Raw genomic sequence first — 25605 nt, forward strand, 5'->3', positions numbered from 1 at the left:
TCATCAGCGGAACGTTTCACCCTGTGCGGCCTTCTCCAGGAGCAGCGCCGGCGGCGCAAACCGTTCGCCATACGCGTCGGCCAGATAGCGCGCCCGGGCAATGAAGTCGTTCAGGCCGTACTGGTTGATGAACTGCAACGCGCCGCCACTCCAGGCGGCAAAGCCAATGCCGAAGATCGAACCGATATTGGCGTCGGCCGTGGACATCAACACGCCCTCCTCCACGCAACGCACGGTTTCGATGGCTTGGATAAACAGCAAGCGGTCGCGCACGTCCTGGGGCGAAATCTGTTTACCGGGCTGTTCGAACCGCGCCTTGAGTTCTGGCCACAGGTGCTTCCGGGCGCCTGCTGGATAGTCATAAAAACCGCCACCGGCGGCCTTGCCCGTGCGCTTGTATTCGTTGACCAGCAGGTCGATCACCGCCGTCGCCGGGTGGGCCTTCGGCACCTCGCCTTGGGCTTGCAGGTCCTTGGCGGTTTGTTGGCGGATATGGCTCATGAGGCTCAGGGATACTTCATCCGATACCGCCAGTGGCCCGACCGGCATACCGGCCTTGCGCGCTTCGGTCTCGATCATCGGCGCGGCCACACCTTCGCCGAGCATGGCGATGCCTTCGTTGGTGAATGTGGCGAACACCCGCGAGGTGAAGAAGCCACGGCTGTCGTTGACCACAATCGGGGTTTTCTTGATTTGCAGTACGAAATCAAAACCCCGCGCCAGGGTTTCGTCGCTGGTGTGAGCGCCCTTGATGATCTCCACCAGGCGCATCTTGTCCACCGGGCTGAAGAAATGCAGGCCGATGAATTTGCCTGGGTCCGGCACCGCAGTCGCCAAACCGCTGATGGGCAAGGTCGAGGTATTGGAAGCGATCACCGCGTCGGCCCCGACCACGCGTTGCGCGGCGGACGCTACCCTGGCCTTGAGTTCGCGGTCTTCGAACACCGCTTCGATCACCAGGTCACAGCCGGCCAAGTCGGCGTCATCCTGTGTAGGGCAAATCCGCGCCAAGGTGGCTTCGCGCTGCTCGGCGGTCAATTGCTCACGGCTGACGTTCTTGTCGAGCAACGCGGCCGAATGGGCCTTGCCCTTTTCGGCCGCCGCGAGGGTGACGTCCTTGAGCACCACGTCGATCCCTGCACAGGCGCTGGCATACGCAATGCCCGCCCCCATCATGCCGGCGCCGAGTACACCGAGCTTGCGCGTCACAAAAGGCGCAAAGCCCTGTGGTCGCGAACGGCCGGCGTTGATTTCATTGAGCTGAAACCAGAACGTGCCGATCATGTTTTTCGCCACCTGCCCGGTCACCAGCTCGGTGAAATAGCGGGTTTCGATCAAGTGCGCAGTGTCGAAATCCACTTGAGCGCCTTCCACGGCAGCGCAAAGGATTTTCTCCGGCGCCGGGAAACAGCCCTGGGTCTTGCTGCGCAGAATCGACGGTGCGATGGCGAGCATCTGCGCGACTTTCGGGTTCGACGGCGTGCCGCCAGGAATCTGATAGCCCTTGTTGTCCCACGGCTGCCGGGCCTCGGGATGGGCGAGAATCCAGGCGCGGGATTTGGCCAGCAGCTCATCGCGGTCTGCCGCCATTTCATCGATCAGACCCGCCTGCAATGCCTGCGCCGGCCGCACTTTCTTGCCTTCCAGCAGATACGGCAGGGCTTTTTCCAGGCCCAGCAGGCGCACCATGCGCACCACCCCGCCGCCGCCCGGCAACAGGCCCAGGGTGACTTCAGGCAAGCCGAGCTGCACAGAGTTGTCGTCCAGCGCGATCCGGTGATGGCAGGCCAGGCAAATCTCCCAGCCACCGCCAAGGGCCGCACCGTTGATCGCGGCCACCACCGGTTTGCCAAGAGTTTCCAGGCTGCGCAGTTGCGCCTTGAGCACGCCGACGTCGTCATAGAAGTGCTTGGCGTGGGCGGTGTCGACCTGGATCAGCTCATTGAGGTCACCACCGGCAAAAAACGTCTTCTTGGCCGAGGTAATGATCACCCCGGCCAGGTCGGCCTTTTCCGCCTCCAGGCGTGCAATGGTGGCCGCCATGGCAGCACGGTACGTGGCGTTCATGGTGTTGGCGCTTTGGCCGGGCATGTCGAGGGTCAGCACCACGATCTGGTCCTGGCCTTTTTCGTAACGAATGGCGTCGGTCATGACAGTTTCCCTAAGGCTCAGAGGCGTTCGATGATGGTGGCGATGCCCATGCCACCGCCGACACACAGGGTGGCCAGGCCGTAGCGCTGCTGACGCACTTCCAGCTCATCGAGCAAGGTGCCGAGGATCGCGCAGCCGGTGGCGCCCAGCGGGTGGCCCAGAGCGATGGAGCCGCCATTGACATTGACCCGGGCGGCGTCGATGCCCATGTCCTTGATGAATTTGAGCACGACCGAAGCGAACGCCTCATTGACCTCGAACAGGTCGATGTCCTCGACGCGCAGGCCGGCCTTGGCCAACGCCTTGCGCGTGGCCGGAGCAGGACCGGTGAGCATGATGGTGGGATCGGTGCTGGTCACCGCCGTGGCGACAATCCGCGCGCGCGGCTGCAAGCCGAGCTCGCGCCCTTTGGCCTCGGAGCCAATCAACATCAAGGCAGCGCCGTCGACAATCCCGGAGCTGTTGCCGGGTGTGTGCACATGCTGGATGCGTTCCACTTGGCTGTAGACCCGCAACGCGGTGGCGTCGAAGCCCATCTGGCCGATCATTTCGAAACTCGGCTTGAGCTTGCCGAGGCCTTCGAGGGTGGAGTCGCCACGAATAAATTCGTCATGGTCCAGCAACACAATGCCGTTCTGGTCCTGCACCGCGATCAGCGACTTGTTGAAGGATCCGTCTGCTCGTGCCCTGGCGGCTTTCTGCTGGGACTGTAGGGCAAAGGTGTCCACGTCCTGGCGGGTGAAGCCTTCCAGGGTAGCGATCAGGTCGGCCCCAATGCCCTGAGGCGTGAAGTGGCTGTGCAGGTTGGTTTGCGGGTCGAGAACCCAGGCGCCCCCGTCGCTGCCCATTGGCACGCGGGACATGGACTCGACGCCGCCGACCACCACCAGGTCTTCAAAGCCGGAACGCACTTTCATCGCCCCGAGGTTGACGGCCTCCAGGCCCGAGGCGCAGAAGCGGTTGACCTGCACGCCGGCAACGCTGATATCCCAGTCCGCTACCAGCGCGGCGGTCTTGGCGATATCGGCGCCCTGGTCGCCCACCGGAGTGACGCACCCAAGCACAATGTCATCCACCTGGCGGGTGTCGAGGTCGCTGCGTTGCGCCAGCGCCCTGAGCAAACCGGCGACCAGGTTGACCGGCTTGACGCTGTACAGGGCGCCGTCGGCCTTGCCTTTGCCTCGGGGCGTGCGTATCGCATCAAAGATCAAAGCTTGGGTCATGATGGCCTCGAACCACAGTGGGTGTAGGCCCCTACCTTAAGCCCGATTGACACGGTTTCAATGACGGATGCGCTCAGTGCTTTTGACCCCCTCGCTCGGACGAACGGTAGGCAGCTACGGAAAACCCCGGGTTAATCGTTTTAGCTGTCTAGCCTCGGGGTTGGCGCCAAGATGGCACTACGCCTCATGCCGTTTTAAGCGGATAAAGTGCTTAGCTGATATGAAATGGATCTATGCGCCGAAGAACGACGGCTCTAAGGTTGAATCTGTAAGAAGCTGCTGCCGGGTTTTGCTGGAGCGGTTGTAAGAAAAGTTTCACGCCAGGTCGCGATACTGGATCAACCGGTACGCATTTGACGTTCAGGAATAACAACAAAAGGCAGTCAGCCATGTTCAAACATTCGAAAGTACGTCAGGCGGGACTTATTCTGTTCGCCACCACACTGATTCTGATCTTGCCCAATTTAACCAAGGTTATCGGGTGACGACTCGACCTAATTATTCCGTGCGCACACAGTATCGGGATTACAGCGTTTGGCAGCACCTGCCGGGGCATTGCGTATAGCCGTCCTGTTGCAGGGGCTGTCTTTTTGCGCGCAGATTTGCGCTATCGTAGTTCTCCCGTCACCTCGAAACGGCCTGCCCCTTGAAATCGATCCTCGCCTTGTTCGCGCTGTTGCTGGCCCTGCCCGCTTCGGCGGCGCAACTGACCATTGAACTGGACCACGCCAGCAAGACTTGGCAGACGGCGGAGCTACTCAAGCACCCGGATGCGCGGACGGTGCAGATCGTCGATGACGTTTCCTACAAGCGCACCATGACCTACCGGGCCGTGCCCTTGGCGAGTCTCCTACCGGGCCTGAAACCTGCGAGCCATGTGCAAGCGGTGGCCCTCGACGGTTTTGCCGCCGAACTCGCCGTCGCGCCACTGTTGGAAAACACCGGCGCTCGCGCCTGGCTGGCAGTCGAAGACCCGGCCCATCCATGGCCTGCGCTGGGAGATGGCAAACCAAGCGCGGGGCCGTTCTACCTGGTGTGGACCGATCCGCAGGCCGGGCATATCAGCCCGGAACAGTGGCCGTTCCAGCTCTCCGGTATCAAGCAACTGGAGACGGTCGCTGAGCGTTTTCCGACGCTGCTGCCCGACCCGCAACTGGCGGCCAACGATCCGATCAACCAAGGCTTCGCGGTGTTCCAGAAGAACTGTCTGGCTTGCCATCGCCTCAATGGGTCGGGCGATGCGCAGATGGGGCCGGACTTAAATGTCCCCTACAACCCCACCGAGTATTTCAGCGGTGATTTTCTCAAGCGTTACATTCGTGACCCGCAGAGCCTGCGACGTTGGCCGCAGGCGAAGATGCCGGCGTTCTCGGCCAGTGTGTTGCCGGACAATGAGCTGGATTTGCTTGTGGGGTATTTGAAGCATATGGCGGGGCGCAAGCAGCAGCCCTGAGGCTCGCGCAGATCAAAAGTGGGAGGGGGCTTGCTCCCGATAGCAGTGTGTCAGTCAGCTTATCGGTAACTGACACACCGCCATCGGGAGCAAGCCCCCTCCCACATTTTGCATTGAGTACAGTCAGTCAGCCCGGCGCACGGCCATGCCGCATTGCAAAACTCCTGAAACAACACAGCCCCCTCCCACACTGGGCGCGGGTTGTATTTAAGATTATTGCTGCTGCACGGAAACCACCGGGGTCGGCGCGACAAACACCTTGGCATGCATCTGCTCATGCCCTCCCCCACGGCGCATGCCACGCACCGGGCAGGCGTCCAGGTAGTCCAGGCCCACGGCGAGTTTCAGGTGCCGCTCCGGCCGGGCCAATTGGTTGGTCACGTCAAAACTGTACCAGGCGTTATCCAGCCAGGCTTCGGCCCAGGCATGGCTCGCCAGGTGCGTGCTGTCTTCGGTGTACAGATACCCTGATACGTATCGCGCCGGAATCCCCAGGCTGCGCGCACAGGCCAGGAACGCATGGGTATGGTCCTGGCACACGCCCGCGCGGCCGGCGAAGGCCTCGGCAGCGCAGGTGTCGACGTCCGTGGCGCCCGGCGTGTAGACCATCGATTGGTTCAGCGCATGCATCAGGTCGATCAGCGCCGTGCGGTCGCGACGCTGGTGGCAGTGTTGCTGGGCAAAACCGCGCAGGGCTTCGTCGGGCTCGGTCAGGCGCGTGCCGCGCAGGAACGGAAAGGCCGACTGGCTCTCGTGTTCAGCCTCACTCAATTCATCGATATCCACCTGGCCACGGGCGCCGATGATGATGGCGTCGTGAGGTTCGTCCAGGGTCAGCACATGCAGGATGTTGCCGAATGGGTCCACTTGCGCGCGTACGGGGCGCGGCAGATCGAGCTGCCAGCTCAATACACGCTGACGCTCGCTGTCGTGGGGCGTCAGGCGCAGATATTGGATGCTGGCCCGCACCTGGTCTTCGTAGTGGTAGGTGGTTTCGTGGCTGATGGAGAGTCTCATGCCGCCTCCAGGTAGGAGCTGTAGATGGCGTCGCCCAACTGGCGGACCAAGGGGATAAAGTCGGTCAGCCAGGCGTGCAGGCCTTCCTCGAGGATTTCATCGATGGCGGTAAAGCGCAGGCGCGCGTCCATCTCGGCAGCCAGGCGCTGGGCCGGGCGACCGTTGAGGCCCGGCAGGCTGGCGAGGATCTGGTCGATCTCTTCGCTGCAGGCCCGTAGCGAGCGCGGAACATCAGCGCGCAGCAGCAACAGTTCGGCGACTTGCCGGGCGCCCGGCGCATCCCGATAGATCTCGGTGTAGGCCTCGAACGACGACAATGCCCGCAGCAACGCACTCCATTGATAGTAGGCGTGGGCCGTGCCATCGCTGACCGTTGCAGCCTGGTCGCCGGCCATTTCGTAACGCGCGTCCAGCAGGCGCAGGGTGTTGTCGGCGCGCTCGATGAAGGTGCCCAGGCGGATAAAGCGAAACGCATCGTTACGCATAATGGTGCCGTAGGTGGCGCCGCGGAACAGGTGCGAGCGCTCCTTGACCCATTCGCAAAACCGGCTCATGCCGTAGCGGCTCAAGCCTTGTTGGGCGATATCGCGAATATCCAGCCAGGTAGCGTTGATGTTTTCCCACATGTCGGCGGTAATTCGCCCACGTACTGCATGGGCGCTGGCCCGTGCGGCGCCAAGACAGCTGTAGATGCTGGCCGGGTTGGCAGCGTCCAGGGCGAAAAAGTGCAGCAGGCGTTCGGCATGCAGTTCACCGTGGCGCTCGTGGTAGTCCTCCAGGGTGCCGGTGATCAACAGCGGCATGGCCAATTCGTGCAGGCCGTCGCCGCGCCCGTCCTGAGGCATCAGCGACAGCGAATAACTGACATCGAGCATGCGCGCGAGGTTTTCCGCGCGCTCCAGGTAGCGCGACATCCAATACAAATCCGAGGCAGTTCTACTCAACATGTGTCAATCCTCGACCACCCAGGTGTCTTTGGTGCCGCCGCCCTGGGACGAGTTGACCACCAGCGAACCTTCGCGCAGCGCCACCCGGGTCAGGCCACCGGGCACCACGCGGGTTTCCTTGCCCGACAGCACGAACGGGCGCAGGTCGATATGCCGTGGGGCGATGCCGTTTTCGACGAACGTCGGGCAGGTGGACAAACACAGGGTTGGCTGGGCGATGTAGGCGTGGGGCTTGGCCTTGATGCGTGCGCGGAAGGCTTCGATTTCCGCCGCCGTGGACGCCGGGCCCACCAGCATGCCGTAGCCGCCGGAGCCTTGGGTTTCCTTGACCACCAACTCGGGCAGGTTGGCCAATACGTGGGACAATTCATCGGGCTTACGGCATTGAAACGTCGGAACGTTCTGCAGGATCGGTTCTTCATCCAGGTAAAACCGGATCATCTCGGTAACGAATGGGTACACAGACTTGTCATCCGCCACCCCGGTGCCGATGGCATTGGCCAGCACCACGTTGCCCGAGCGGTAGGCGGCAAGCAGGCCCGGTACGCCGAGCATCGACGCCGGATTGAAAGCCAGCGGGTCGAGAAACGCGTCGTCGAGACGGCGATAAATCACGTCCACCGCTTTGGGCCCGTCGGTGGTGCGCATGAACACGCGGTCATCACGCACGAACAAGTCGGCGCCTTCCACCAACTCCACGCCCATTTCCCGGGCGAGGAAGGCATGTTCAAAGAACGCACTGTTGAAACGCCCAGGGGTCAGCACTACCACGCTGGGGTTATCCAGGGGGCTGGAACTCTTCAGGGTGTCGAGCAACAGGTTGGGGTAATGGTCAATCGGCGCGATACGCTGGGCCGCGAACAGCTCGGGGAACAAGCGCATCATCATCTTGCGGTCTTCAAGCATGTAGCTGACGCCGCTCGGCGTACGCAAGTTGTCCTCCAGCACGTAGTAAGTGCCGTCGCCATCGCGTACGAGGTCTACCCCGGAAACGTGGGAATACAGGTCACGGTGCAGGTCCAGGCCCTGCATTGCCAACTGGTATTGCTCGTTGGCCAGTACCTGTTCGGCGGGGATGATCCCGGCCTTGATGATGCGTTGTTCGTGGTAAAGGTCGGCGAGGAACATGTTCAACGCCTTGACCCGCTGGATACAGCCGCGCTCGACCATTTGCCATTCGCTCGCCGGGATGCTGCGGGGGATGGTGTCGAAGGGGATCAAGCGCTCCGTCCCTTGCTCGTCGCCATACAGCGTGAAGGTGATCCCGGCACGGTGGAACAGCAAGTCGGCCTCGCGTCGACGCTGGGCCAGCAGTTCGGCAGGGGTGTCGGCCAGCCAACGGGCGAACTCGCGATAATGGGGACGAACCTGCCCTGCCCCATCGTACATTTCATCGTAATAAGTGCGGATCATGCCGTACTCCTTGTCACCCGGACGACAGACCCTTCGCAAGGCCCGTGCCAGCGGCATAAACACTTTAAAATCAAAGGATTGGATAAACTCCGAATTCCCCTCGCACCGTCCTGGTGCGTGGAATGACCACAGCCCCGCTACACGCCTCATCGTAATGCGGCGTTGGCCTATCAACAGCATAGTCAGCGTTGATTTCATTGCCCGCGCGCTTGTGCGGATAATCGCGTCCATCAGCTGAACAGGACATGTCCTACAGCTAAACCCTTTGCACAACCAGTAACGTGCCGGCTCGTGTGATCGGCTCCTCGATCTTCCCCTTCAGCCACCCTTTCGGGTGGCTTTTTTTTGCGTGCAGGAAAGTGCAAATTCCGAACATTTTTACCGAGCCCAAACAAAATCGGCCGACCCAAAAGGTCAGCCGATACGCTGTGTTGCTCATAAACGCTACATCGGTAACCCACGTACCTCCTGCTTGACGCCCCAGCCTTCGATAATTCCGCCCAACGGCTCCACCACTGCCTCAAAGTCCTGCTCGAAGTCTCCTATGCCGTCGTACGTTGCAGACATGATTTTGCTCAGTTCCAGGTACCAGGCACCGTCGTCGCGGGCGCTGACCTGGGCGTTCAGGGATTCTCCGCGAAATCGACCCGCAGCCCTGCGCGCCCGTTCTTCATCCGGGAAAATCGCGTAGAACTCGATGGGGTGAAAACGTGAAAAGTCAAAGCCGCCTTCTTTCATGCGGCGCAGAACGTTGGTGCTGATGTCTTCTTGATAGGCTGTGCTCATGAAACGTCCTCCTCAGACTGATGGATAGACTTTCCGTGCTTCCTGAAACCCGCGCGCTGCTGGCGCGGGCACCACGGCAATAACGACACCGCAGGAAAACAAGCATGTAGCTGACAAGACCAGACCTTAGCGATTCATTCGCTGATCTCGATTGCAGAGTAACGCGAAGCTATCACCTCTACCAGAGGTGCATGAATCGCTTACAGGGAATATTCAGGCGCAGGGTTCGACCTTGAGGTCTTTGATACCGTTTTGATCGTGCAAGCTCTTGACCGTGGGATCAGGGACACGATCGGCAAGATCGTTGAGGTCCAACTTTTCCAATACCGGCGACACACGCACGCGCACCAGCTGTGCAGCTTCTTCCAGCGTCGGCTCATGATCGCAGTCAAACTGCTCGACTACCGGCTCGCCACGGTCATTGATGAAAGAAATGTTCCACTTCGGCATCGGTGCCTCCTCGATAAAACCCATGTGTGGGTTCACATCTATCTGGACCTTGAGGCTTCACCAAACGTTCCACTCAAGGCAGGAGGCACCGGATCAGGCGCGTTTACTTCTCGGCGTGTTCCTTCAGCGCTTTGAGCGTGTTGAACGGTGCGTCCACCACGAACTTGTTGGCCAACCACGACGGCACGCTGCCGCCTGGCTCGGTGTGCACCTGGTAGGTCACTTCGGTCTCGTTGGCGCCTTTGGGCACCAGCTTCCAGAAACCTTCCACCTGGGCGACCCGGACATAGCCTTTTTCTTCAGGCTTGTACGTCGGCACCCCTTGCAACGTGCGTGTAACGCTACCGTCAGCGGCCTTGGTGGTGGTGACATGGATATACGAGTCGCGATCCGTCACAGGGAACGGTGCCTTGAACTGGGTGTAGGTCCAGGCCTCATCGTCTTTCTTGTCGACCAGTTTCTGGGATTTGCACTCATGGATCCACGCGCAAGCGCCAGCGACATCTTCCTGCAGGGCCTGGATCTTCGCCACGGGCGCCTTGATCAGAGCCACACCGCGATACGCCTTGTACTTGGAGCCGGCGACTTCGCTCAGGGACACCTTGATGCCGTCCTCATTCTTGGCGTCTTGCCAATCCTCAGCCTGGGCAGCGCCCGCGAACATCATCGTAAAACCGCACACCACAGCCATTCGTTTCAGCGAACCCATCGTTGTATTCCTTGTTGTTGAAGTTCCGATAGTAAAGCCCATCAAGCCGCCGTCATCTGCTCCCACCAACCGATCAGACGGATCGCGTCGGCCTGGTCGTTGCCGCAGACCTCGATATCTGCCTTGAAATCACTGCACACCGCTGGCCGCTCCGGTTGGCCGAACAGTTGGCATAGCTGTTCGACCGACAAGTGCAGGCAGCGTTCGCCCGCAGGTTTGCCATGGGGCATTCCCGGTAGGGGCGAACTGATGGAGGGGGCGATGCAGCAAGCGCCACAGCCTTCACGGCATTTCATGACCAACAGGTCCTCGACGACTCAATGGGATGGCCGGGCTAGAGTACGCCCTTAAACAGCCGTTTTAAAATGGTCCAACAGGGGTTTTTCGTACAAAACAGAAGTGACCGACCAGTCTACGACCGGTGGTCAGTGGCGCGGGTCACTGATGCTCGGGGGGTTATTGCTTGAATTCAAAATCCAACGCGGCACCTTCCACGTCACGTCGTTCTTCGTTGCGCAACTGCAGCTTCATCTCGTTGCTGAGCAAGCGGCCGTTGATCTGGAACGCGCTGTTGTCGGACGGTTTCTCGCTAAATAAAGGCGGCAATAACGGCACGCTCTTGGGTTTGGGCATGGTGCCGACGGGCTGCAGCAGCCTGACCATGTCCGAGGGCAGGGACAGGTCCAACTGTGCCGGTGGCAGCTTGGTCTGGGCGACTTCGTGGGCGGACTTGGACTTGCTCGCAATCGGTGCGCGCTTCTTTACCTTGGCGGTTTTTTTCTTCGCCTGCGCTGCCGGTTTTTTCGCAGCGGTCTTCTGTTCGGCGCTTGCAGCAGGCTTGGTGTCCGTCACAGACGCGGCCGCCAGCGCAGTGCCAACGTTGCAGAGACTTAACCAGCCAACCATCCAGACAGCGCGAAAAATAGAGGTCATATCGCCAACAGCATTAACGGCAGAAGGCCATATGCTCGCTTGTTGTGCGTGGCATGACAAGCACAGAGATCAATGTTGTCCCCTTTTATGCCCCTCAAAGGCCCGCCGCCGTCTCCTGGCATAATTGGCTGGCAAGCATCCCCAGGGTCATCAGCGCACGCTCTGCCTCGCGGTTCCACGGGGTGCCGCAATTGAGACGGATACAGTGGTTGAACTGTTCCGTATTACTGAAGATCAGCCCCGGAGCGATACTGATGCCCTGTTGCAGGGCACGCACATGCAGTTCCTGGGTATTGACCCGTCCGGGCAAACTGACCCACAAAATGAAGCCGCCGGTCGGACGGGTCATCTGGGTACCTTCGGGGAAATATTGCTGCACCGCCAGCTGGAAAGCGCTGAGGTTTTTGCGGTATTCCTGGCGAATGTAACGCAGGTGCCGGTCGTAACCACCGTTTTCCAGGTACGCCGCAACGCCCATCTGTGTGACGCTGCACGCGGAGTGGGTGCTGAACATCTGCAAACGCTGGATTTCCTGCTGGTACTTACCGGCAATCATCCAACCGATGCGCACGCCGGGGGATAAAGTCTTGGAAAAACTCGAGCAATAGATGACCCGGTCAAGACGGTCATAGGCTTTCAAAGCCTTGGTGCGGCCCAGTTCGAACATCAGCTCGCCGTAGATATCATCCTCGACAATTTGAATATCGAAATCCGAAGCCAGGCGCAGCAACTGTTTCTGCCGCTCTTCGGGCATCGTGCCGCCCAAGGGGTTGCTCAGGCGCGTGGTCAATACCAGCGCCTTGATCGACCACTGGTTGGCGGCCAGTTGCAGGGCCTCCAGGCTCATGCCGGTGGCCGGGTCGCTGGGAATCTCGATGACCTTGAGGCCGAGCAGGTCGGCCAGTTGCAGCAAGCCGTAGTAGGTCGGTGACTCAGCGGCAATCAGGTCACCGGGACGCGTCAGCACGCGCAGCGACATTTGCAACGCGTCGACGCAGCCGTGGGTAATCACCACTTCGGACGGGTCCACCACCACGCCGGCATCGCGCATGCGAATCGCCACCTGGCGGCGCAGCGGTTCGAAACCGGGGCTGAACATGTAACTGAATGCACGCGGGCTCTGGAAGCGCGTGACCTTGGCCAACTGCTGGTGCAACGCCCGTACCGGCAGGTAATCCACGCTCGGCACCGCCGCGCCCAACGGGAATACGCCTTCACGGCGCGACTCGACCAGCACTTGCTGGATGATGCTGCTGCGGGTGACCAACCCTGGGCGTTCAACCCGCGCGATGTCCGGCGTTGGCGCCGTGAGTGCTGGCGTCTGGTGCACGTAATAGCCCGACTGCGGCCGCGCCCGGATCAGCCCCTGGTCTTCCAGGTTGGCGTAGGCCTGCAGCACCGTGGCATGGCTCACGTTGAGCTGGGAGCTCATCTTGCGCACCGAAGGCACACGCTCCCCCGGCTGATAAACACCACGCCGAATATCCTCAGCCAGTTGCTGGGCGATACGTTGGTAGAGCAACAGATTGGTCATGACGCAGCACTCGATTTCACGGGTATTTTATTTTTGTGTGAAACATACCGGCACAGTTTAGAAGTGTACGGGGACAGTTGCCACAATAGTCGAGCGCGGGAAGGAGTGACAGAAAAAACTGTAGGGGTCGTGAATAGAATTTTCAGGTGTCTACAAAAAAATGTGGGAGGGGGCTTGCCCCCGATGGCAGTAGTTCAGTCAACACTTCAGTGACTGACACTCCGCCATCGGGGGCAAGCCCCCTCCCACATTTTGAGTTGCGCCAGACTTCAGCGAGCGGCGCCGAGTTGGCCTTTTTCGTCGGAGAACACAATTTCCACGCGGCGGTTCTGCGCGCGGCCACGTTCGGACGCATTGGCCTCCACGGGGTATTTGTCGCCATACCCTTCAACCTGAATGCGTTTTTCGTCGATGCCCAGGTCAATCAGCACGTCTGCCACCGATTGCGCGCGGTCATGGGACAGAGTCAGGTTGTCGTGCTCGCCCCCGGTGTTGTCGGTGTAGCCCTCGATGCGCACCTTGCGCCTGGGGTTCAGTTGCAGGAACTGCACAATCTTCAACACCGTGCGGTTGGCCGAGTTCTGCAACTCGGCTTCGCCGGTATCGAACAGTACGTCGCCCAGAGTCATCACCAGGCCACGGTCGGTCTGGGTGGTCAGGCTGGCGATTTGCTGTTCGACCCACTTGCCCTGCTGTTGCACGCTGGCCAGCTTGCTCTCACGCAAGGCCAGTTGCAGGCGTTGACGCTCCAACTCGAGTTTGGCCAGGCGCTCGGCGTTAAGCCCTTGCTCGGTATGTTCTCGGGCAATGGCACTGTAGCGTTGGCTCAGGTAGGCGTAATGCACCACGTCGGCGCCGCTGCCCCAGTAGCTGGACAGGCGATCGGCACGCGCCAGGGACTCACCGGCGCGGATCACATCCTTGGGCGCGAAACGCAATACATTGGCGTCTTCCTTGACCCGCTGAAAGTCACTGCTGGCCTGTTGCAGTGCCTGCTCGCCAGTGGGCTGGCTGGCGCAACCGCCCAACGCTACGCTGCTCAGCAGCAATACAGCGCTCAAACCACGCATCGTCGGGCTCATTGGGCTTCTCCCAGCTGCAACTGCTTGCGCAGGCGGGCGATGCGGGTGTTGACCACGTTCAATTGCTCCTGGCTCTTGCCGGTCAGCACCTTGGCCTCAGCCAGGCGCGCATCCAGCTCAGCCTGTTCGGCCCGCATACGCGCGTGTTTGTAGGACTGGTCGGCCATGTCGGCCCTGGCTCTGGCAAATTTGTCTTCGGCTTGTTTCAGCTCGGCCGATTCATCGGCATTGGCACCGACCGCTGTGGCTTGTTCCAGGGCTTGCTGGGTCAGGCGCATTTGTTCGGTCGGCGCAGGATCGGTGGCGCATCCCGCCAGAGCGACAACGGCAAGGGCCGCGAAAAGAGGTCGAAGAGTCACTGAAAATCCCTACTTTGTTGGGGTGCCGACGGGTTGTTGCAATTGCGCCTTCCAGCGCTCGAGATTGCGCTGCAACGCGGTTTCCGCCACACCGGACGCGGGCAATTCTGTCATCTTTTTGGCCAGCTGTCCGCGCAGCCACGGATCATTGCAGGCGGAATTGTGGGAAATCGCCAGGTACAGGCCAGGCTGGTCGATCGGAATGTCGCGCGCCACCAGGTCATCGCTCATGCCCAGGGTCTGGGCCATGGCCATGCCGGAATAGCGGCTGGCGAGCACATAGTCCACCTCTCCCAGCAACAGTTTCTGGAATGCCGGCGTCAGGCCAGGCAGACGCTGCAGGGTCAATTGCTGGCTGGCAACGGTTTCGAACCCCGCACTCAAGCGCGCGCGCTCCGATACGGCCCCCTTGTGGCCCTGCAAGTCGGCAGCGATGCTATAGACCAAAGACGAGTCCTTGCGCGTCCAGACCAGGTAATCGATCTGCATCAAGGCCGGGTGTATGTAGTCGAGGGTTTGCAACTCGCCGAGGTTCAACGGCGCATCGGCGAGCATATCCATGCGTCCACTGCGCACTTCATCCAGAGCCAGGGAGCGTTTGCCGCCGTAAAGCAGGTCGATTTTCAGGCCGAGGTCTGTGGCCACCTGTTGCAGCACATCGGCGGTGGCGCCGATCAGGTGGGTCGGGTCCTGCGGGTCGCGCCACAGCAACGGCGGTGCATCCGGGCTGCCGGTGATCACCAGGCGCTCGCATTTGCCCGCCGCCAGCGACAACGTCGGCAGCAGCACAAGACCCAGCAAGATCAAAGGACGCAATTGCATGGCGAGGTGCTCCCACACGTCAAAAAAAACCCGGTCACAAGACCGGGCTCTTTATAAGTGAAGCGACTGGATTAGACCAGCTTCTCCAACTCGGGGATGGCTTCGAACAAGTCCGCCACCAGGCCGTAATCAGCTACCTGGAAGATCGGTGCTTCTTCGTCCTTGTTGATCGCAACGATCACCTTGGAGTCTTTCATACCGGCCAAATGCTGGATCGCGCCGGAGATACCGACAGCGATGTACAGCTGCGGCGCAACGATCTTGCCGGTCTGGCCGACCTGCATGTCGTTGGGTACGAAACCTGCGTCGACAGCCGCGCGCGAGGCGCCGACCGCTGCGCCAAGCTTGTCGGCCAGGGCATACAGGTGCTTGAAGTTGTCACCGTTCTGCATGCCACGACCGCCGGAAACGACGATCTTGGCAGCCGTCAGCTCTGGGCGATCCGACTTGGCCAGCTCTTCGCCGACAAAGCTGGAAGTGCCAGCGTCGTGGGCTGCGGCAACGGCTTCAACGGCAGCCGAACCACCTTCAGCGGCAACCGGGTCGAACCCGGTGGCGCGTACGGTGATGACTTTGACCGCAGCGTTGGACTGTACGGTAGCGATGGCGTTACCGGCGTAGATCGGACGCTTGAAGGTGTCGGCGCTTTCAACCGAGATGATCTCGGAGATCTGGTCAACGTCCAGTTGCGCAGCAACGCGAGGCAGGATGTTTTTGCCGTTGGACGTGGCGGCGGCCAGGATGTGGCTGTAGCCAGCGCCCAGCTCTGCAACCAGAGGGGCAACGTTTTCCGGTAGCTGATGCGCGTAGGCGGCGTTGTCTGCATTGAGCACTTTGCTCACGCCAGCGATTTTCGCGGCTGCCTCAGCGACTGGACCCGCGCCTTGGCCGGCTACGAGTACATGAATATCACCGCCAATCTTGGCAGCAGCAGCAACGGTGTTCAGGGTGGCCGGAGCCAGCATCTTGTTATCGTGTTCGGCGATTACGAGGATAGTCATTATCAGATCACCTTCGCTTCGTTTTTAAGTTTCTCGACCAGTTCAGCCACCGACTTGACCTTGATGCCCGCGCTGCGTGCAGCCGGTGCTTCAACCTTGATGGTCTTGTTGGTAGAGGCGGTGGAAACGCCCAAAGCGTCTGGAGTCAGCACTTCAAGAGGCTTCTTCTTGGCTTTCATGATGTTTGGCAGGGACGCATAGCGCGGCTCGTTCAAACGCAGGTCGGTGGTGACGATGGCCGGCAGGTTCAGGGAAACCGTCTGCGCGCCGCCATCGATTTCACGGGTCACGGCAACCTTGTCGCCGCTCACTTCCACTTTGGAAGCGAAGGTGCCCTGGCCGTAACCGGTCAGTGCAGCCAGCATCTGGCCGGTCTGGTTGTTGTCGCTGTCGATCGCTTGTTTGCCAAGGATCACCAACTGAGGCTGTTCCTTGTCGACAACGGCCTTGAGCAACTTGGCCACGGCCAGGGAGGTCAGCTCTTCAGCGGACTCGACCAGAATGGCGCGGTCGGCGCCCAGTGCCAGGGCGGTACGCAACTGCTCCTGGGCAGTGGTCGGGCCGATGGAAACCACGACGATCTCAGTCGCCACGCCCTTCTCTTTCAGGCGTACGGCTTCTTCCACGGCGATTTCACAGAATGGGTTCATCGACATCTTGACGTTAGCCAGGTCGACGCCGGAATTGTCCGCCTTGACGCGAACTTTCACGTTGTAATCGACAACGCGTTTGACAGCTACAAGAACCTTCATGGATTCCTCGTTACTCTCCGGTGAAAAGAAAGTCGCCTGGGCAAGCCTGGCGGTTGATGCTCATCGGCACACAAGGGCACCTCCAAAAACGTCAGCGGATGACTCGGCGATGGGAAAATGATGACCGTTCGTCAGGGGTGACTGAGAAGTCATTCTTTATCGCAGTGTGTAAACTGCGCGCCAGCATACGGCGCGCGTCACCTGTGGTGCTTTTGGACGTGCTCTTGAAACCTGCAGTCTGCCTACGGTAAGCGCAAAACCGACCGTATATTGACCGGAACGCCTATTCTGGTCAATACGGCAAAATGGTCAGTCATAAGCCGCGTTGCTTTGATTTACCTAGGCTGCGGGCAATTCAAACAAACGTTTGTATTGGACGCTGCCAGTGGTGTAGATATAATGCGCCACCTAGAGAGAAAGGTGGGTCTTGCCGTTGCTGCAGGGCCGTACCGAACCTCCACCCATTAGAAAAAAAGCCTGTTGAGCCTTGAGTAGGAGATAGCCTGTGGAACGCGAATACATGGAATTCGACGTGGTCATCGTTGGCGCTGGCCCGGCTGGCCTGTCCGCCGCCTGCCGACTGAAGCAGAAGGCCGCCGAAGCCGGTAAGGAAATCAGCGTCTGCGTGGTCGAGAAAGGCTCCGAAGTGGGTGCACACATCCTCTCTGGCGCGGTCTTCGAACCGCGCGCGCTGAACGAACTGTTCCCGGACTGGAAAGCTCTCGGCGCGCCGCTCAACACCCCCGTGGTGCGTGACGACATCTATGTACTGCGCAGCAGCGAGACCTCCACCAAGGTTCCGGACTTCTTTGTGCCCAAGACCATGCACAACGAAGGCAACTACATCATCTCCCTGGGCAACCTGTGCCGCTGGCTCGCCCAGCAGGCCGAGAACCTCGGCGTGGAAATCTACCCGGGCTTCGCCGCCCAGGAAGCGCTGTTCGATGAAAACGGCGTGGTGCGTGGCATCATCACCGGCGACCTCGGCGTCGACCGCGAAGGCAAGCCCAAGGAAGGCCTGTACACGCCGGGCATGGAATTGCGCGGCAAGTACACGCTGTTCGCCGAAGGCTGCCGCGGGCATATCGGCAAGCAACTGATCCAGCGTTTCAACCTGGACAGCGACGCCGACGCCCAGCATTACGGCATCGGTCTCAAGGAAATCTGGGACATCGACCCGGCCAAACATCAGCCAGGCCTGGTGGTGCACACCGCCGGTTGGCCGCTGGATATCATGGGCAACGAGAACACCGGTGGCTCGTTCCTTTATCACCTGGAAAACAATCAGGTGGTGGTCGGCCTGATCGTCGACCTGTCCTACAGCAACACTTTCCTGTCGCCGTTCGATGAATTCCAGCGCCTCAAGCATCATCCGGTGCTGGCCCAATACCTGGAAGGCGGCAAGCGTGTCAGCTACGGCGCTCGCGCTATCGCCAAAGGCGGCCTGAATTCGCTGCCGAAGATGATCTTCAAAGGCGGCGCGCTGATCGGCTGCGACCTCGGCACCCTGAACTTCGCCAAGATCAAAGGCAGCCACACCGCGATGAAGTCCGGCATGCTCGCCGCCGACGCCGTGGCCGACCGCCTGTTTGCCGAATCCGAAGGCGGTGATGAACTGACCGCGTATGTCGACAGCTTCAAAGCCAGCTGGCTGTACGAAGAATTGTTCGCCAGCCGCAACTTCGGCCCGGCCGTGCACAAGTTCGGCGCCATCGTCGGCGGCGGGTTCAACTGGCTCGACCAGAACATTTTCGGCGGCAAGCTCCCTTTCACGCTGCACGATACCAAGCCGGACTACGCCTGCCTCAAGCTGGCCAAAGACAGCCAGAAGATCGACTACCCCAAACCCGACGGCAAGCTGAGCTTCGACAAGCTGAGCTCGGTGTTCATCTCCGGTACCAACCACGAAGAAGAACAGCCGTGCCACCTGAAACTCAAGGACCCGAGCATCCCGATCGGCACCAACCTGCCGCTCTACGATGAACCGGCGCAGCGCTACTGCCCGGCCGGCGTGTATGAAGTCGTGACTAAAGAAGACGGCGAGAAACGCTTCCAGATCAACGCCCAGAACTGCGTGCACTGCAAGACCTGTGACATCAAGGACCCTTCGCAGAACATCACCTGGGTGACACCGGAAGGTGCGGGTGGGCCGACTTACCCGAATATGTAAGCCAAAACGAGGCTCCCCAAGTGGGAGCCTTTTTTATGGCCAGCATCAATTAAAAATGTGGGAGGGGGCTTGCTCCCGATGGCGGTGGGTCAGTCACAATTTGGCTGACTGATGCACCGCTATCGGGGGCAAGCCCCCTCCCACATTTTGATCCCATGAAGTCAGCAAGCTCTATGCAGCCCGCTCTTCGCCGGGGTTGCGCAGGAAGTAGCGTTTGTACTCGCGACTGAACTGCGACGTACTCTGATACCCCACGCCATGCGCCGCCTGCGCCACGCTCACCCCCTCCACCAGCAGCAGTTGCTGGGCCTTCAATAGCCGCAAGCGCTTGAGATACTGCACCGGCGACAACAGCGTGCAGCGCTTGAAGTGTTCGTGAAAGGTCGATGCACTCATGTGCGCATAACCGGCCAACGTCTCGATGTTCAGCGGCTCGGCGTAATGGGCATGCAGGTGATTCAATGACGTGGCGATGCGCGAAAACTGCCCCTGCTGTTCCACCAACGCACGCAACACATCGGCCTGGGGCCCACGCAACGCCGTGAACAATAATTCGCGCACCCGCGCCGGGCCCATGATCCGGCTCTCCAGCGGATCGTGCAGGCACTGCAACAGCCGTTCGACGCACCCGCGCATGGCGTCATCGAGCACCACCGAACTCATCGATTCCAGGGTCTGCGCCGCCGGCGGCGGTCCGGCTTGCATGCCCATCGCCATGACCAATTCCCCCAGCACCACGCGATCAATGCCCACCGTCACGCCGAGCAAAGGCGCCCCGGGGGCCATGGCAAAGGTCTCGCACTCGAACGGCACCGGCATGGCCTGGATCAGGTAGTGACCGGCGCCGTACTCCAGCGTACGCGGGCCCAGATAGGCGACCTTGCTGCCCTGAGCCACGAACATCAGGCTCGGCTCATAGATCTGCGGCCCACGCGCCACGTCGCAACTGGCACGCAACACCTTTACGCCAGGCAAATGAGTCGGCGAAAAGCCGTCGCGGGAGGCAAGCCCCTCGATCAAGGAAACCAGGGTGGCGTTAGCGTCGAGATGGCGGGTCAGCAGCATAAAAGCGGTTCTCGGGAGGGCTTAGGTTTGAGCGCCAGCGAGCTGCAAGCTGCAAGCTGCAAGCTGCAAGCGCGTACAGTTTATAACTTGCAGCTTGTCGCTTGCGGCTTTTCGCTGCTCCTCCAGAGCTTTAGGCATAAGACTCGGAGCAATCGCCATGGCCGCTGATTCGGTCGGCAGGGAGAATGGCCCGCCTCACTGTTCATTGCTTTTTGCGAGGTTTCTCCATGTACACCGCCATCGGTTACGCCGCCCAGTCGGCCACTACTCCCCTCGCCCCCATGTCGTTCGAGCGCCGCAGCCCGCGTGCCGATGACGTGGCTATCGAGATTCTCTACTGCGGCGTGTGCCACTCCGATATCCACCAGGCGCGCAACGAATGGGGCATTGCCGTTTACCCATTGATGCCCGGCCACGAGATCGTCGGCAAAGTCACCGCCGTCGGCGCCAGTGTTACCGCGCACAAGGTCGGTGATCTGGTCGGCGTGGGTTGCATGGTCGACTCATGCCGCCACTGCGAAGCCTGCCAATCGGACCTCGAGCAATACTGCCTCGAAGGCCCGACCATGACCTACGCCACCCCGGACCGCGTGGACGGCAGCAACACCATGGGCGGTTACTCCGACAGCATCGTGGTCAGCGAGCACTTCGTGGTGAAGATCCCGGCCAAGCTCGACCTGGCCAGCGCTGCGCCGATTCTCTGCGCGGGCATCACCACGTACTCGCCGCTCAAGCACTACGGCGTCAAAGCCGGCGATAAGGTCGGGATCCTCGGCATGGGCGGCCTGGGCCATATGGGCATCAAGTTCGCCAAGGCCATGGGCGCCGAAGTGACACTGTTCACACGCTCGGCGAGCAAAGCCGAAGAAGGCCGTCGCCAGGGTGCCGACCATGTGATCGTGTCCACCGATGCCGAGCAGATGAAAGCCGCCGCCGGGCATTTCGACTTCCTGCTCGACACCATTCCGGTGCAGCACGACCTGAACCCCTACCTCGATGTACTACGCTTTGACGGCGTGCATATCCTGGTCGGCTTGATCGAGCCGGTAGACCCGCCCGTCAATGCCGCCAAACTGGTATTGGGCCGCAAAGTGCTGGCCGGCTCGCTGATCGGCGGCATTGCCGAAACCCAGGAAGTCCTGGATTTCTGCGCCGAGCATGGGATCACCTGCGACATCGAGATGCTCGACATCCGCCAGATCAACGAGGCTTACACGCGGATGATCGCCGGTGATGTGAAGTATCGCTTCGTCATCGACATGGCGACCCTGAAGGCCTGATCAGGCTTTCGCGCCCAGTTCCGCCGAGAGCCGAGCCGCGACCTGTTTGATCACAGGGATCAGCTCGGCCATTTTCTCCAGCGGCATGTAGGGCACGGTACTGGCGATGCTGATGCCGGCGACGATTCGCCGGCTGGCATCGCGCACCGGTGCCGCGACGCAACGGATCGACGGTTCGTTGTCTTCCAGATCGAACGCATAACCGCCCACCACGTATTCATGCATGCGCTGCTCGAACTGCGCCCAGGATTGCTCGGGGTGCTGCGGCCACTGCAGGTTCTTGCCCCCCGCCGGCAAGCTGACGTGGTACAGGCGCTGCCACTCTTCCACGCCGTCATCCAACATCAACGCCTTGCCGATGCCGGTGCGTGCCAGTGGCATGCGATGGCCCACCCGCGAGCGCATTTCCGGTCCGTTACGGCCGGGATTCTTGTGCAGGTAGAGCACCTCGTCGTATTCGCGAATCGCCAGGTGGATGGTGTCGCCGGTGAGGGCTGACAACTCGTCCAGGTAAGGCACCGCCAGGTTGACCAAGGGCAGTTCTTCGCGGGCCTGGAAGCCCAACTCGATCAGCTTCGGCCCCAGCAGGTAACCGACTTGCGGCACCACGCGCAGGTAACGCTCCTCCACCAGGCAACTGGCCAGGCGGTGCGTGGTACTGCGGGTGGTGCCGATGCGCCGGGCGATCTCCTTGAGATCCCGCGCGCCCGCCGCCACCGCTTGCACCACGCCCAGTCCGCGCAGCAGGGTCTGGGTGCCGGTGGGGGCGGTGTCTTTGACGGGGGTGTGGGGGTTTTCCAGCATATCGGGCCTATAGGTATGAAAGCGGGGACATTATGGCAAATACCGATCTTCAATACAGTGGAGATCAAAATGTGGGAGGGGGCTTGCTCCCGATGGCGGTGCTTCAGAAGCAAATGTGCTGAATGGCACACCGCTATCGGGAGCAAGCCCCCTCCCACATTTAGTCCTCATCCGACTTTTAATCAGCGTTGCTTCATGCGGTCGATGATCACCGCCAGCAACAGGATCGAACCCCGAATCACGTACTGGTAAAACGTGTCGATGTTTTTCAGGTTCATCGCATTCTCGATGATCGCCAGAATCAACACCCCGGCAATCACATGGCGGATCATGCCAATACCGCCGCTCAGCGACACCCCGCCCAGCACGCACGCCGATATCACCGTCAGCTCGAAACCCTGGCCGATCATCGGCTGGCCCGAGGTCATGCGCGAGGCCAGAATCACCCCGGCCAGTGCGCCGATAAGACCGTGCACGGCAAAAATGATGATCTTGGTACGGTCAACGTTGACCCCGGCCAGCAGCGCCGCTTCCTGGTTGCCGCCAATTGCCATGGTGTTGCGCCCATAGGTGGTGTAGTTGAGCAGCCAGCCAAAGAACACAAAACACAACACGGTAATGATGATCGGCACCGGCACGCCCATCAGTTGGCCGTTGCCGAACACAAAAAAGCGCTCGTCCATCACCCCCACCGCCTTGCCGTTGGAGAAGATGTAGGCCAGGCCGCGCACAATCTGCATGGTCGCCAGGGTGGTGATCAGCGCGTTGATGCGCAGCTTGGCGATGACAATGCCGTTGATCAGCCCCACCAGCAGGCCCATGGCCAAAGCCGCTGACACGCCGAGCACCACGCTGTCGGTATCTCGAATCACGATCCCCGCCACCACGCCGGCGCAGGCGATCACCGAGCCCACCGACAAGTCGAAGTGCCCCGAGGCCAGGCAGAACAGCATGGTGCACGCGGCGATACCCACGGTTGAAATCGCCAGGCCCAGCCCGCGCATGTTCAGCGGCGACAGGAAGTTGTCGATAAACAGCGCGCTGAGCACAAAGATGCCCAGCGCCGCCAATAGCATTACCCAGTCATCCAGGAATTTGCGCTGGTTGAAACCCGGCCAGAAGCCTTTTGCAGTTTTTACCTCAGACATACCCGTACCCTCGAATTCTTCAAGCCCGCGTACGCGGGAGTGCCAGTTGCAACAGCCGTGCTTCATCCGCCTGTTCGCGGGGTAGCTCGCCGGTGAGGGTGCCTTCGCTCATCACCAGGATGCGGTCGGAGATGCCCATCACTTCCATCAGGTCGCTGGACACCACGATCACCGCAATGCCCTGCGCCGCGAGGTTGTGAATGATCTGATAGATCTCCGACTTGGCGCCGATGTCGATACCGCGAGTGGGCTCGTCCAGCAGCAGCACTTTCATCGGCATCGACAACCAGCGGCCGAGAATGGCCTTTTGTTGGTTGCCGCCGGACAGGTACATGATCTTCTGCTCGGCGTTCGGCGTTTTCACCCTGAGCGCCTTGATCTGCGTGTCGGCGTTGCCCTTTTCCCAGTGATCGCGCAACAGCCAGCCAAATGCCGCGTGGGCGCCACGGGCACTGATGTTGATGTTCTCGGCGACACTGGCCAGCGGAATGATGCCCTCCTTTTTGCGGTCCTCAGGGCACAGCAGTACACCACCGGCGATGGCATCGCGCGGGGAGCGCAGGCGCAGGTTTTCTCCGCAGAGTTCCAGCTGCCCCGCCGTCTTGCGTTCAAGGCCGCTGAGCAGGCGCAGCAGTTCGGTACGCCCTGCGCCGACCAAGCCAAACAGGCCGAGAATCTCGCCCTTGTGCACCTGGAAACTCACCGGTTCACGCAAGCCCGGCCCGAGCAGGCCGTCGACCTTGAGCGCGACGTCGCCCTGCTGCCGTGGCCGGTAGTCGTAGATGTCCTGAATATCGCGGCCGACCATGCAGGTCACCAACTGGTCGTGGGTCAATGTGCCCATGTCGTCGAAGGTGCGCACAAAGCGGCCATCCTTGAATACCGTCACCGCGTCGCAGATGCGGAACACTTCTTCCATGCGATGCGACACGTACAGCACCACTTTACCTTCATCGCGCAGGCGCGTGATGATCGCCATCAACCGATCGATTTCGCGGGCAGACAAACTGCTGGTCGGCTCGTCGAAGGCGATCACATGGGCGCCACGGGACAGCGCCTTGGCGATTTCCACCAGTTGGCGCTGGCCCAGGGACAGGCGACCCAGCTTCTCCTGGGGGTCGATTTCATCGGCCAGGCCCTTGAGACACGCCAGCGCCTGCTGGCGCAGCAAACCACCGTTGACCACACCAAAGCGCGACGGCATATGCCCGAGGAAGAGGTTTTCGGCCACGGTCATTTCCGGCACCAGGTGCAGCTCCTGGTGGATCACCGCGACGCCGCTGGCAATGCTGTCGGCGGCGCTCTTGAACGCCATGGTCTGCTCGCCAATCTGCAGCGTGCCACTGCTGGGGATATAGGCGCCGCCGAGGATCTTCAGCAGCGTCGACTTGCCCGCGCCGTTCTCGCCCATCAGCGCATGCACCGAGTGCGGCCGCGCTTCAAAGCTGATCTGCGCCAGGGCTTTCACACCGGGAAACTCCTTGCCGATGCCGTTGAAACGCAAGGCCGCGCCGGTCATTTCCAGAGGCCGATTTTGGTCAGTTCTTCCTGGAAGTTGGCGCGGGTGATCAAGGTCACTTCGTCCATGGCGGTGTATTTAGCCGGCTCCTTGCCGGTGGTGACCCACTCGTACATCGCCAACGCGGTGTTGTAGCCCTCGATATGCGGGCTGGGCAGCATCGAGCCGAAGAAGCCGCTGTCGGCTTTCTTCAATTCGCCGATGGCGTCGGTGCCATTGATGCCGATACCGATCACGTTGGCGGCCTTGAAGCCGGCGCTTTCGGTAGCGCGTACGCCGCCCAGCACGGTGTTGTCGTTCATGCCGCCGATGATCAGGTTTTTCGCGCCGCTGGGCAGCTTGACCAGCGCCGAGTTGGTGGCGTCCATGCTGCCTGGCACGTCGAGGGTTTTCAGCGCGGCGGTCAGGATATGGTCCTTGGGAATGCCGGCTTCTTCCAGGGATTTGATCGAGCCGTCGGTGCGTTTCTTGCCGGTGTCGAGTTCGTTGAAAGTGTTGATCACCGCATAGGTGTCCTTCCAGTCCCAACCGCGTTTTTTCGCTTCAGCGGCCATGGCGGCGCCCTGCTTCTGGCCCACTTCGAAGGCGGCCATGCCCAGGTACGGCACGTCCTCCATGAAGTTGCCCTTGGCATCGACGAAGCGGTCGTCCACGGCCATTACTTTCAAGCCGTTGACCTTGGCCTTGGCGACGATGGCCGGGCCCAGGGACACGTCCGGCGGGCAAATCACAAAGCCCTTGGCGCCGTTGGCGGCCAGGCTGTCGATGGCCGAAAGGGTTTTTTCACCGTCCGGCACGGCGATCTTGATCACGGTAAAGCCGTGTTCCTTGCCGGCTTTTTCGGCGAAGGCCCATTCAGTCTGGAACCAGGGTTCTTCGGCCTGTTTGACCAGAAAACCGATCTTCACTTCCTCAGCGGATACGAACCCACTGAACGCCATCGCAAGCGCCACAGCGCCGAGTGTTTTCTTGAACATGGACCACCTC

General features: G+C 60.7%; 24 protein-coding genes. 3 read left to right on the top strand and 21 right to left on the bottom strand.

Annotation, left to right across the window (positions count from 1 at the left end):
• Positions 1-3 precede the first annotated feature (3 nt).
• Together C4J90_RS19460 and C4J90_RS19465 are read right to left on the bottom strand one after the other, a co-directional pair.
• Complete coding sequence (locus tag C4J90_RS19460; RefSeq protein ID WP_124420605.1) at positions 4-2151, bottom strand: 3-hydroxyacyl-CoA dehydrogenase NAD-binding domain-containing protein; 2148 nt, start codon at positions 2149-2151, stop codon at positions 4-6.
• A 17-nt stretch (positions 2152-2168) separates the two neighbouring features.
• A complete protein-coding gene (locus C4J90_RS19465; protein ID WP_124420606.1) occupies positions 2169-3374 on the bottom strand; it encodes an acetyl-CoA C-acetyltransferase in 1206 nt (401 codons plus the stop codon).
• Between the two features lie 646 nt (positions 3375-4020).
• On the opposite strand from C4J90_RS19465, the gene C4J90_RS19470 reads away from it, so the two are divergent.
• Positions 4021-4827 (top strand): cytochrome c, encoded by an 807-nt coding sequence (locus C4J90_RS19470; RefSeq protein ID WP_124420607.1) that lies wholly within the window; start codon positions 4021-4023, stop codon positions 4825-4827.
• 213 nt (positions 4828-5040) lie between these two features.
• Here C4J90_RS19470 and C4J90_RS19475 read toward each other — a convergent pair whose 3' ends face one another.
• The 14 genes from C4J90_RS19475 to C4J90_RS19540 all read right to left on the bottom strand — a co-directional run bounded on the left by C4J90_RS19475 (position 5041) and on the right by C4J90_RS19540 (position 16632).
• The gene (locus C4J90_RS19475; RefSeq protein WP_124420608.1) at positions 5041-5844 is read right to left on the bottom strand and encodes a transglutaminase family protein; all 804 of its coding nucleotides are present in this window, start codon (positions 5842-5844) and stop codon (positions 5041-5043) included.
• A complete protein-coding gene (locus tag C4J90_RS19480; RefSeq protein ID WP_124363975.1) occupies positions 5841-6791 on the bottom strand; it encodes an alpha-E domain-containing protein in 951 nt (316 codons plus the stop codon). The genes C4J90_RS19475 and C4J90_RS19480 overlap by 4 nt, the downstream gene beginning before the upstream one ends.
• Positions 6792-6794: 3 nt before the next feature.
• Positions 6795-8204: a circularly permuted type 2 ATP-grasp protein gene (locus tag C4J90_RS19485; RefSeq protein WP_124404991.1), complete on the bottom strand. Its 1410-nt coding sequence runs from the start codon at positions 8202-8204 to the stop codon at positions 6795-6797.
• A 444-nt stretch (positions 8205-8648) separates the two neighbouring features.
• The gene (locus tag C4J90_RS19490; protein ID WP_057721151.1) at positions 8649-8990 is read right to left on the bottom strand and encodes a ribonuclease E inhibitor RraB; all 342 of its coding nucleotides are present in this window, start codon (positions 8988-8990) and stop codon (positions 8649-8651) included.
• A gap of 213 nt (positions 8991-9203) precedes the next feature.
• On the bottom strand, positions 9204-9464 hold the full coding sequence (locus C4J90_RS19495; RefSeq protein WP_124363977.1) for a hypothetical protein: 261 nt from the start codon (positions 9462-9464) through the stop codon (positions 9204-9206).
• A gap of 79 nt (positions 9465-9543) precedes the next feature.
• Positions 9544-10149, bottom strand: coding sequence for an START domain-containing protein (locus tag C4J90_RS19500; RefSeq protein ID WP_124415370.1), 606 nt, complete (start codon positions 10147-10149; stop codon positions 9544-9546).
• A 41-nt stretch (positions 10150-10190) separates the two neighbouring features.
• A complete protein-coding gene (locus tag C4J90_RS19505) occupies positions 10191-10445 on the bottom strand; it encodes a YkgJ family cysteine cluster protein (RefSeq protein WP_124410570.1) in 255 nt (84 codons plus the stop codon).
• A 160-nt stretch (positions 10446-10605) separates the two neighbouring features.
• Complete coding sequence (locus tag C4J90_RS19510; protein ID WP_124420609.1) at positions 10606-11082, bottom strand: translation initiation factor 2; 477 nt, start codon at positions 11080-11082, stop codon at positions 10606-10608.
• 94 nt (positions 11083-11176) lie between these two features.
• Entirely contained in the window at positions 11177-12616 is a 1440-nt protein-coding gene (locus C4J90_RS19515) for a PLP-dependent aminotransferase family protein (RefSeq protein WP_124363981.1), read from the bottom strand.
• 269 nt (positions 12617-12885) lie between these two features.
• Positions 12886-13698, bottom strand: coding sequence for an OmpA family protein (locus C4J90_RS19520; RefSeq protein ID WP_124415372.1), 813 nt, complete (start codon positions 13696-13698; stop codon positions 12886-12888).
• Positions 13695-14057, bottom strand: a complete 363-nt coding sequence (locus tag C4J90_RS19525) for a DUF4398 domain-containing protein (RefSeq protein WP_124363983.1) — start codon at positions 14055-14057, stop codon at positions 13695-13697. The genes C4J90_RS19520 and C4J90_RS19525 overlap by 4 nt, the downstream gene beginning before the upstream one ends.
• Before the next feature lie 9 nt (positions 14058-14066).
• Positions 14067-14879, bottom strand: a complete 813-nt coding sequence (locus C4J90_RS19530) for an ABC transporter substrate-binding protein (protein ID WP_124415374.1) — start codon at positions 14877-14879, stop codon at positions 14067-14069.
• A gap of 71 nt (positions 14880-14950) precedes the next feature.
• Positions 14951-15880 (bottom strand): electron transfer flavoprotein subunit alpha/FixB family protein, encoded by a 930-nt coding sequence (locus C4J90_RS19535; RefSeq protein ID WP_124420610.1) that lies wholly within the window; start codon positions 15878-15880, stop codon positions 14951-14953.
• Between the two features lie 2 nt (positions 15881-15882).
• Positions 15883-16632, bottom strand: coding sequence for an electron transfer flavoprotein subunit beta/FixA family protein (locus tag C4J90_RS19540; RefSeq protein ID WP_124368003.1), 750 nt, complete (start codon positions 16630-16632; stop codon positions 15883-15885).
• Positions 16633-17137: 505 nt separating this feature from the next.
• Between C4J90_RS19540 and C4J90_RS19545 the strand changes: the two genes are divergently transcribed.
• Positions 17138-18802: an electron transfer flavoprotein-ubiquinone oxidoreductase gene (locus C4J90_RS19545; protein ID WP_124420611.1), complete on the top strand. Its 1665-nt coding sequence runs from the start codon at positions 17138-17140 to the stop codon at positions 18800-18802.
• 171 nt (positions 18803-18973) lie between these two features.
• Here C4J90_RS19545 and C4J90_RS19550 read toward each other — a convergent pair whose 3' ends face one another.
• Positions 18974-19867 (bottom strand): AraC family transcriptional regulator, encoded by an 894-nt coding sequence (locus tag C4J90_RS19550; RefSeq protein ID WP_124420612.1) that lies wholly within the window; start codon positions 19865-19867, stop codon positions 18974-18976.
• 227 nt (positions 19868-20094) lie between these two features.
• On the opposite strand from C4J90_RS19550, the gene C4J90_RS19555 reads away from it, so the two are divergent.
• A complete protein-coding gene (locus C4J90_RS19555) occupies positions 20095-21147 on the top strand; it encodes an NAD(P)-dependent alcohol dehydrogenase (protein WP_124371559.1) in 1053 nt (350 codons plus the stop codon).
• Here C4J90_RS19555 and C4J90_RS19560 read toward each other — a convergent pair whose 3' ends face one another.
• The 4 genes from C4J90_RS19560 to C4J90_RS19575 all read right to left on the bottom strand — a co-directional run bounded on the left by C4J90_RS19560 (position 21148) and on the right by C4J90_RS19575 (position 25595).
• Positions 21148-21951 (bottom strand): IclR family transcriptional regulator, encoded by an 804-nt coding sequence (locus tag C4J90_RS19560; RefSeq protein WP_124420613.1) that lies wholly within the window; start codon positions 21949-21951, stop codon positions 21148-21150. It abuts the gene before it with no gap.
• 182 nt (positions 21952-22133) lie between these two features.
• Positions 22134-23099: an L-arabinose ABC transporter permease AraH gene (araH, locus tag C4J90_RS19565; RefSeq protein ID WP_124363990.1), complete on the bottom strand. Its 966-nt coding sequence runs from the start codon at positions 23097-23099 to the stop codon at positions 22134-22136.
• Between the two features lie 19 nt (positions 23100-23118).
• Positions 23119-24618 (bottom strand): L-arabinose ABC transporter ATP-binding protein AraG, encoded by a 1500-nt coding sequence (gene araG / locus C4J90_RS19570; RefSeq protein ID WP_124415379.1) that lies wholly within the window; start codon positions 24616-24618, stop codon positions 23119-23121.
• The gene (locus C4J90_RS19575; RefSeq protein WP_124363992.1) at positions 24615-25595 is read right to left on the bottom strand and encodes a substrate-binding domain-containing protein; all 981 of its coding nucleotides are present in this window, start codon (positions 25593-25595) and stop codon (positions 24615-24617) included. Before C4J90_RS19575 ends, araG begins: the two co-directional genes overlap by 4 nt.
• Positions 25596-25605: the final 10 nt, after the last annotated feature.

It is taken from the genome of Pseudomonas sp. R2-60-08W (assembly GCF_003852335.1).
Lineage (GTDB): Bacteria > Pseudomonadota > Gammaproteobacteria > Pseudomonadales > Pseudomonadaceae > Aquipseudomonas.

Excerpts from the sequence above, each read along its gene's own strand:
- C4J90_RS19535 (WP_124420610.1), bottom strand. The coding sequence starts at position 15,880 with ATGACTATCCTCGTAATCGCCGAACACGATAACAAGATGCTGGCTCCG.
- C4J90_RS19550 (WP_124420612.1), bottom strand. The coding sequence starts at position 19,867 with ATGCTGCTGACCCGCCATCTCGACGCTAACGCCACCCTGGTTTCCTTG.
- C4J90_RS19475 (WP_124420608.1), bottom strand. The coding sequence starts at position 5,844 with ATGAGACTCTCCATCAGCCACGAAACCACCTACCACTACGAAGACCAG.
- C4J90_RS19500 (WP_124415370.1), bottom strand. The coding sequence starts at position 10,149 with ATGGGTTCGCTGAAACGAATGGCTGTGGTGTGCGGTTTTACGATGATG.
- araG (WP_124415379.1), bottom strand. The coding sequence starts at position 24,618 with ATGACCGGCGCGGCCTTGCGTTTCAACGGCATCGGCAAGGAGTTTCCC.
- C4J90_RS19530 (WP_124415374.1), bottom strand. The coding sequence starts at position 14,879 with ATGCAATTGCGTCCTTTGATCTTGCTGGGTCTTGTGCTGCTGCCGACG.
- C4J90_RS19480 (WP_124363975.1), bottom strand. The coding sequence starts at position 6,791 with ATGTTGAGTAGAACTGCCTCGGATTTGTATTGGATGTCGCGCTACCTG.
- C4J90_RS19495 (WP_124363977.1), bottom strand. The coding sequence starts at position 9,464 with ATGGGTTTTATCGAGGAGGCACCGATGCCGAAGTGGAACATTTCTTTC.
- C4J90_RS19555 (WP_124371559.1), top strand. The coding sequence starts at position 20,095 with ATGTACACCGCCATCGGTTACGCCGCCCAGTCGGCCACTACTCCCCTC.
- C4J90_RS19540 (WP_124368003.1), bottom strand. The coding sequence starts at position 16,632 with ATGAAGGTTCTTGTAGCTGTCAAACGCGTTGTCGATTACAACGTGAAA.
- C4J90_RS19490 (WP_057721151.1), bottom strand. The coding sequence starts at position 8,990 with ATGAGCACAGCCTATCAAGAAGACATCAGCACCAACGTTCTGCGCCGC.
- C4J90_RS19465 (WP_124420606.1), bottom strand. The coding sequence starts at position 3,374 with ATGACCCAAGCTTTGATCTTTGATGCGATACGCACGCCCCGAGGCAAA.
- C4J90_RS19520 (WP_124415372.1), bottom strand. The coding sequence starts at position 13,698 with ATGAGCCCGACGATGCGTGGTTTGAGCGCTGTATTGCTGCTGAGCAGC.
- C4J90_RS19505 (WP_124410570.1), bottom strand. The coding sequence starts at position 10,445 with ATGAAATGCCGTGAAGGCTGTGGCGCTTGCTGCATCGCCCCCTCCATC.
- C4J90_RS19460 (WP_124420605.1), bottom strand. The coding sequence starts at position 2,151 with ATGACCGACGCCATTCGTTACGAAAAAGGCCAGGACCAGATCGTGGTG.
- C4J90_RS19485 (WP_124404991.1), bottom strand. The coding sequence starts at position 8,204 with ATGATCCGCACTTATTACGATGAAATGTACGATGGGGCAGGGCAGGTT.
- C4J90_RS19560 (WP_124420613.1), bottom strand. The coding sequence starts at position 21,951 with ATGCTGGAAAACCCCCACACCCCCGTCAAAGACACCGCCCCCACCGGC.
- araH (WP_124363990.1), bottom strand. The coding sequence starts at position 23,099 with ATGTCTGAGGTAAAAACTGCAAAAGGCTTCTGGCCGGGTTTCAACCAG.
- C4J90_RS19515 (WP_124363981.1), bottom strand. The coding sequence starts at position 12,616 with ATGACCAATCTGTTGCTCTACCAACGTATCGCCCAGCAACTGGCTGAG.
- C4J90_RS19575 (WP_124363992.1), bottom strand. The coding sequence starts at position 25,595 with ATGTTCAAGAAAACACTCGGCGCTGTGGCGCTTGCGATGGCGTTCAGT.
- C4J90_RS19510 (WP_124420609.1), bottom strand. The coding sequence starts at position 11,082 with ATGACCTCTATTTTTCGCGCTGTCTGGATGGTTGGCTGGTTAAGTCTC.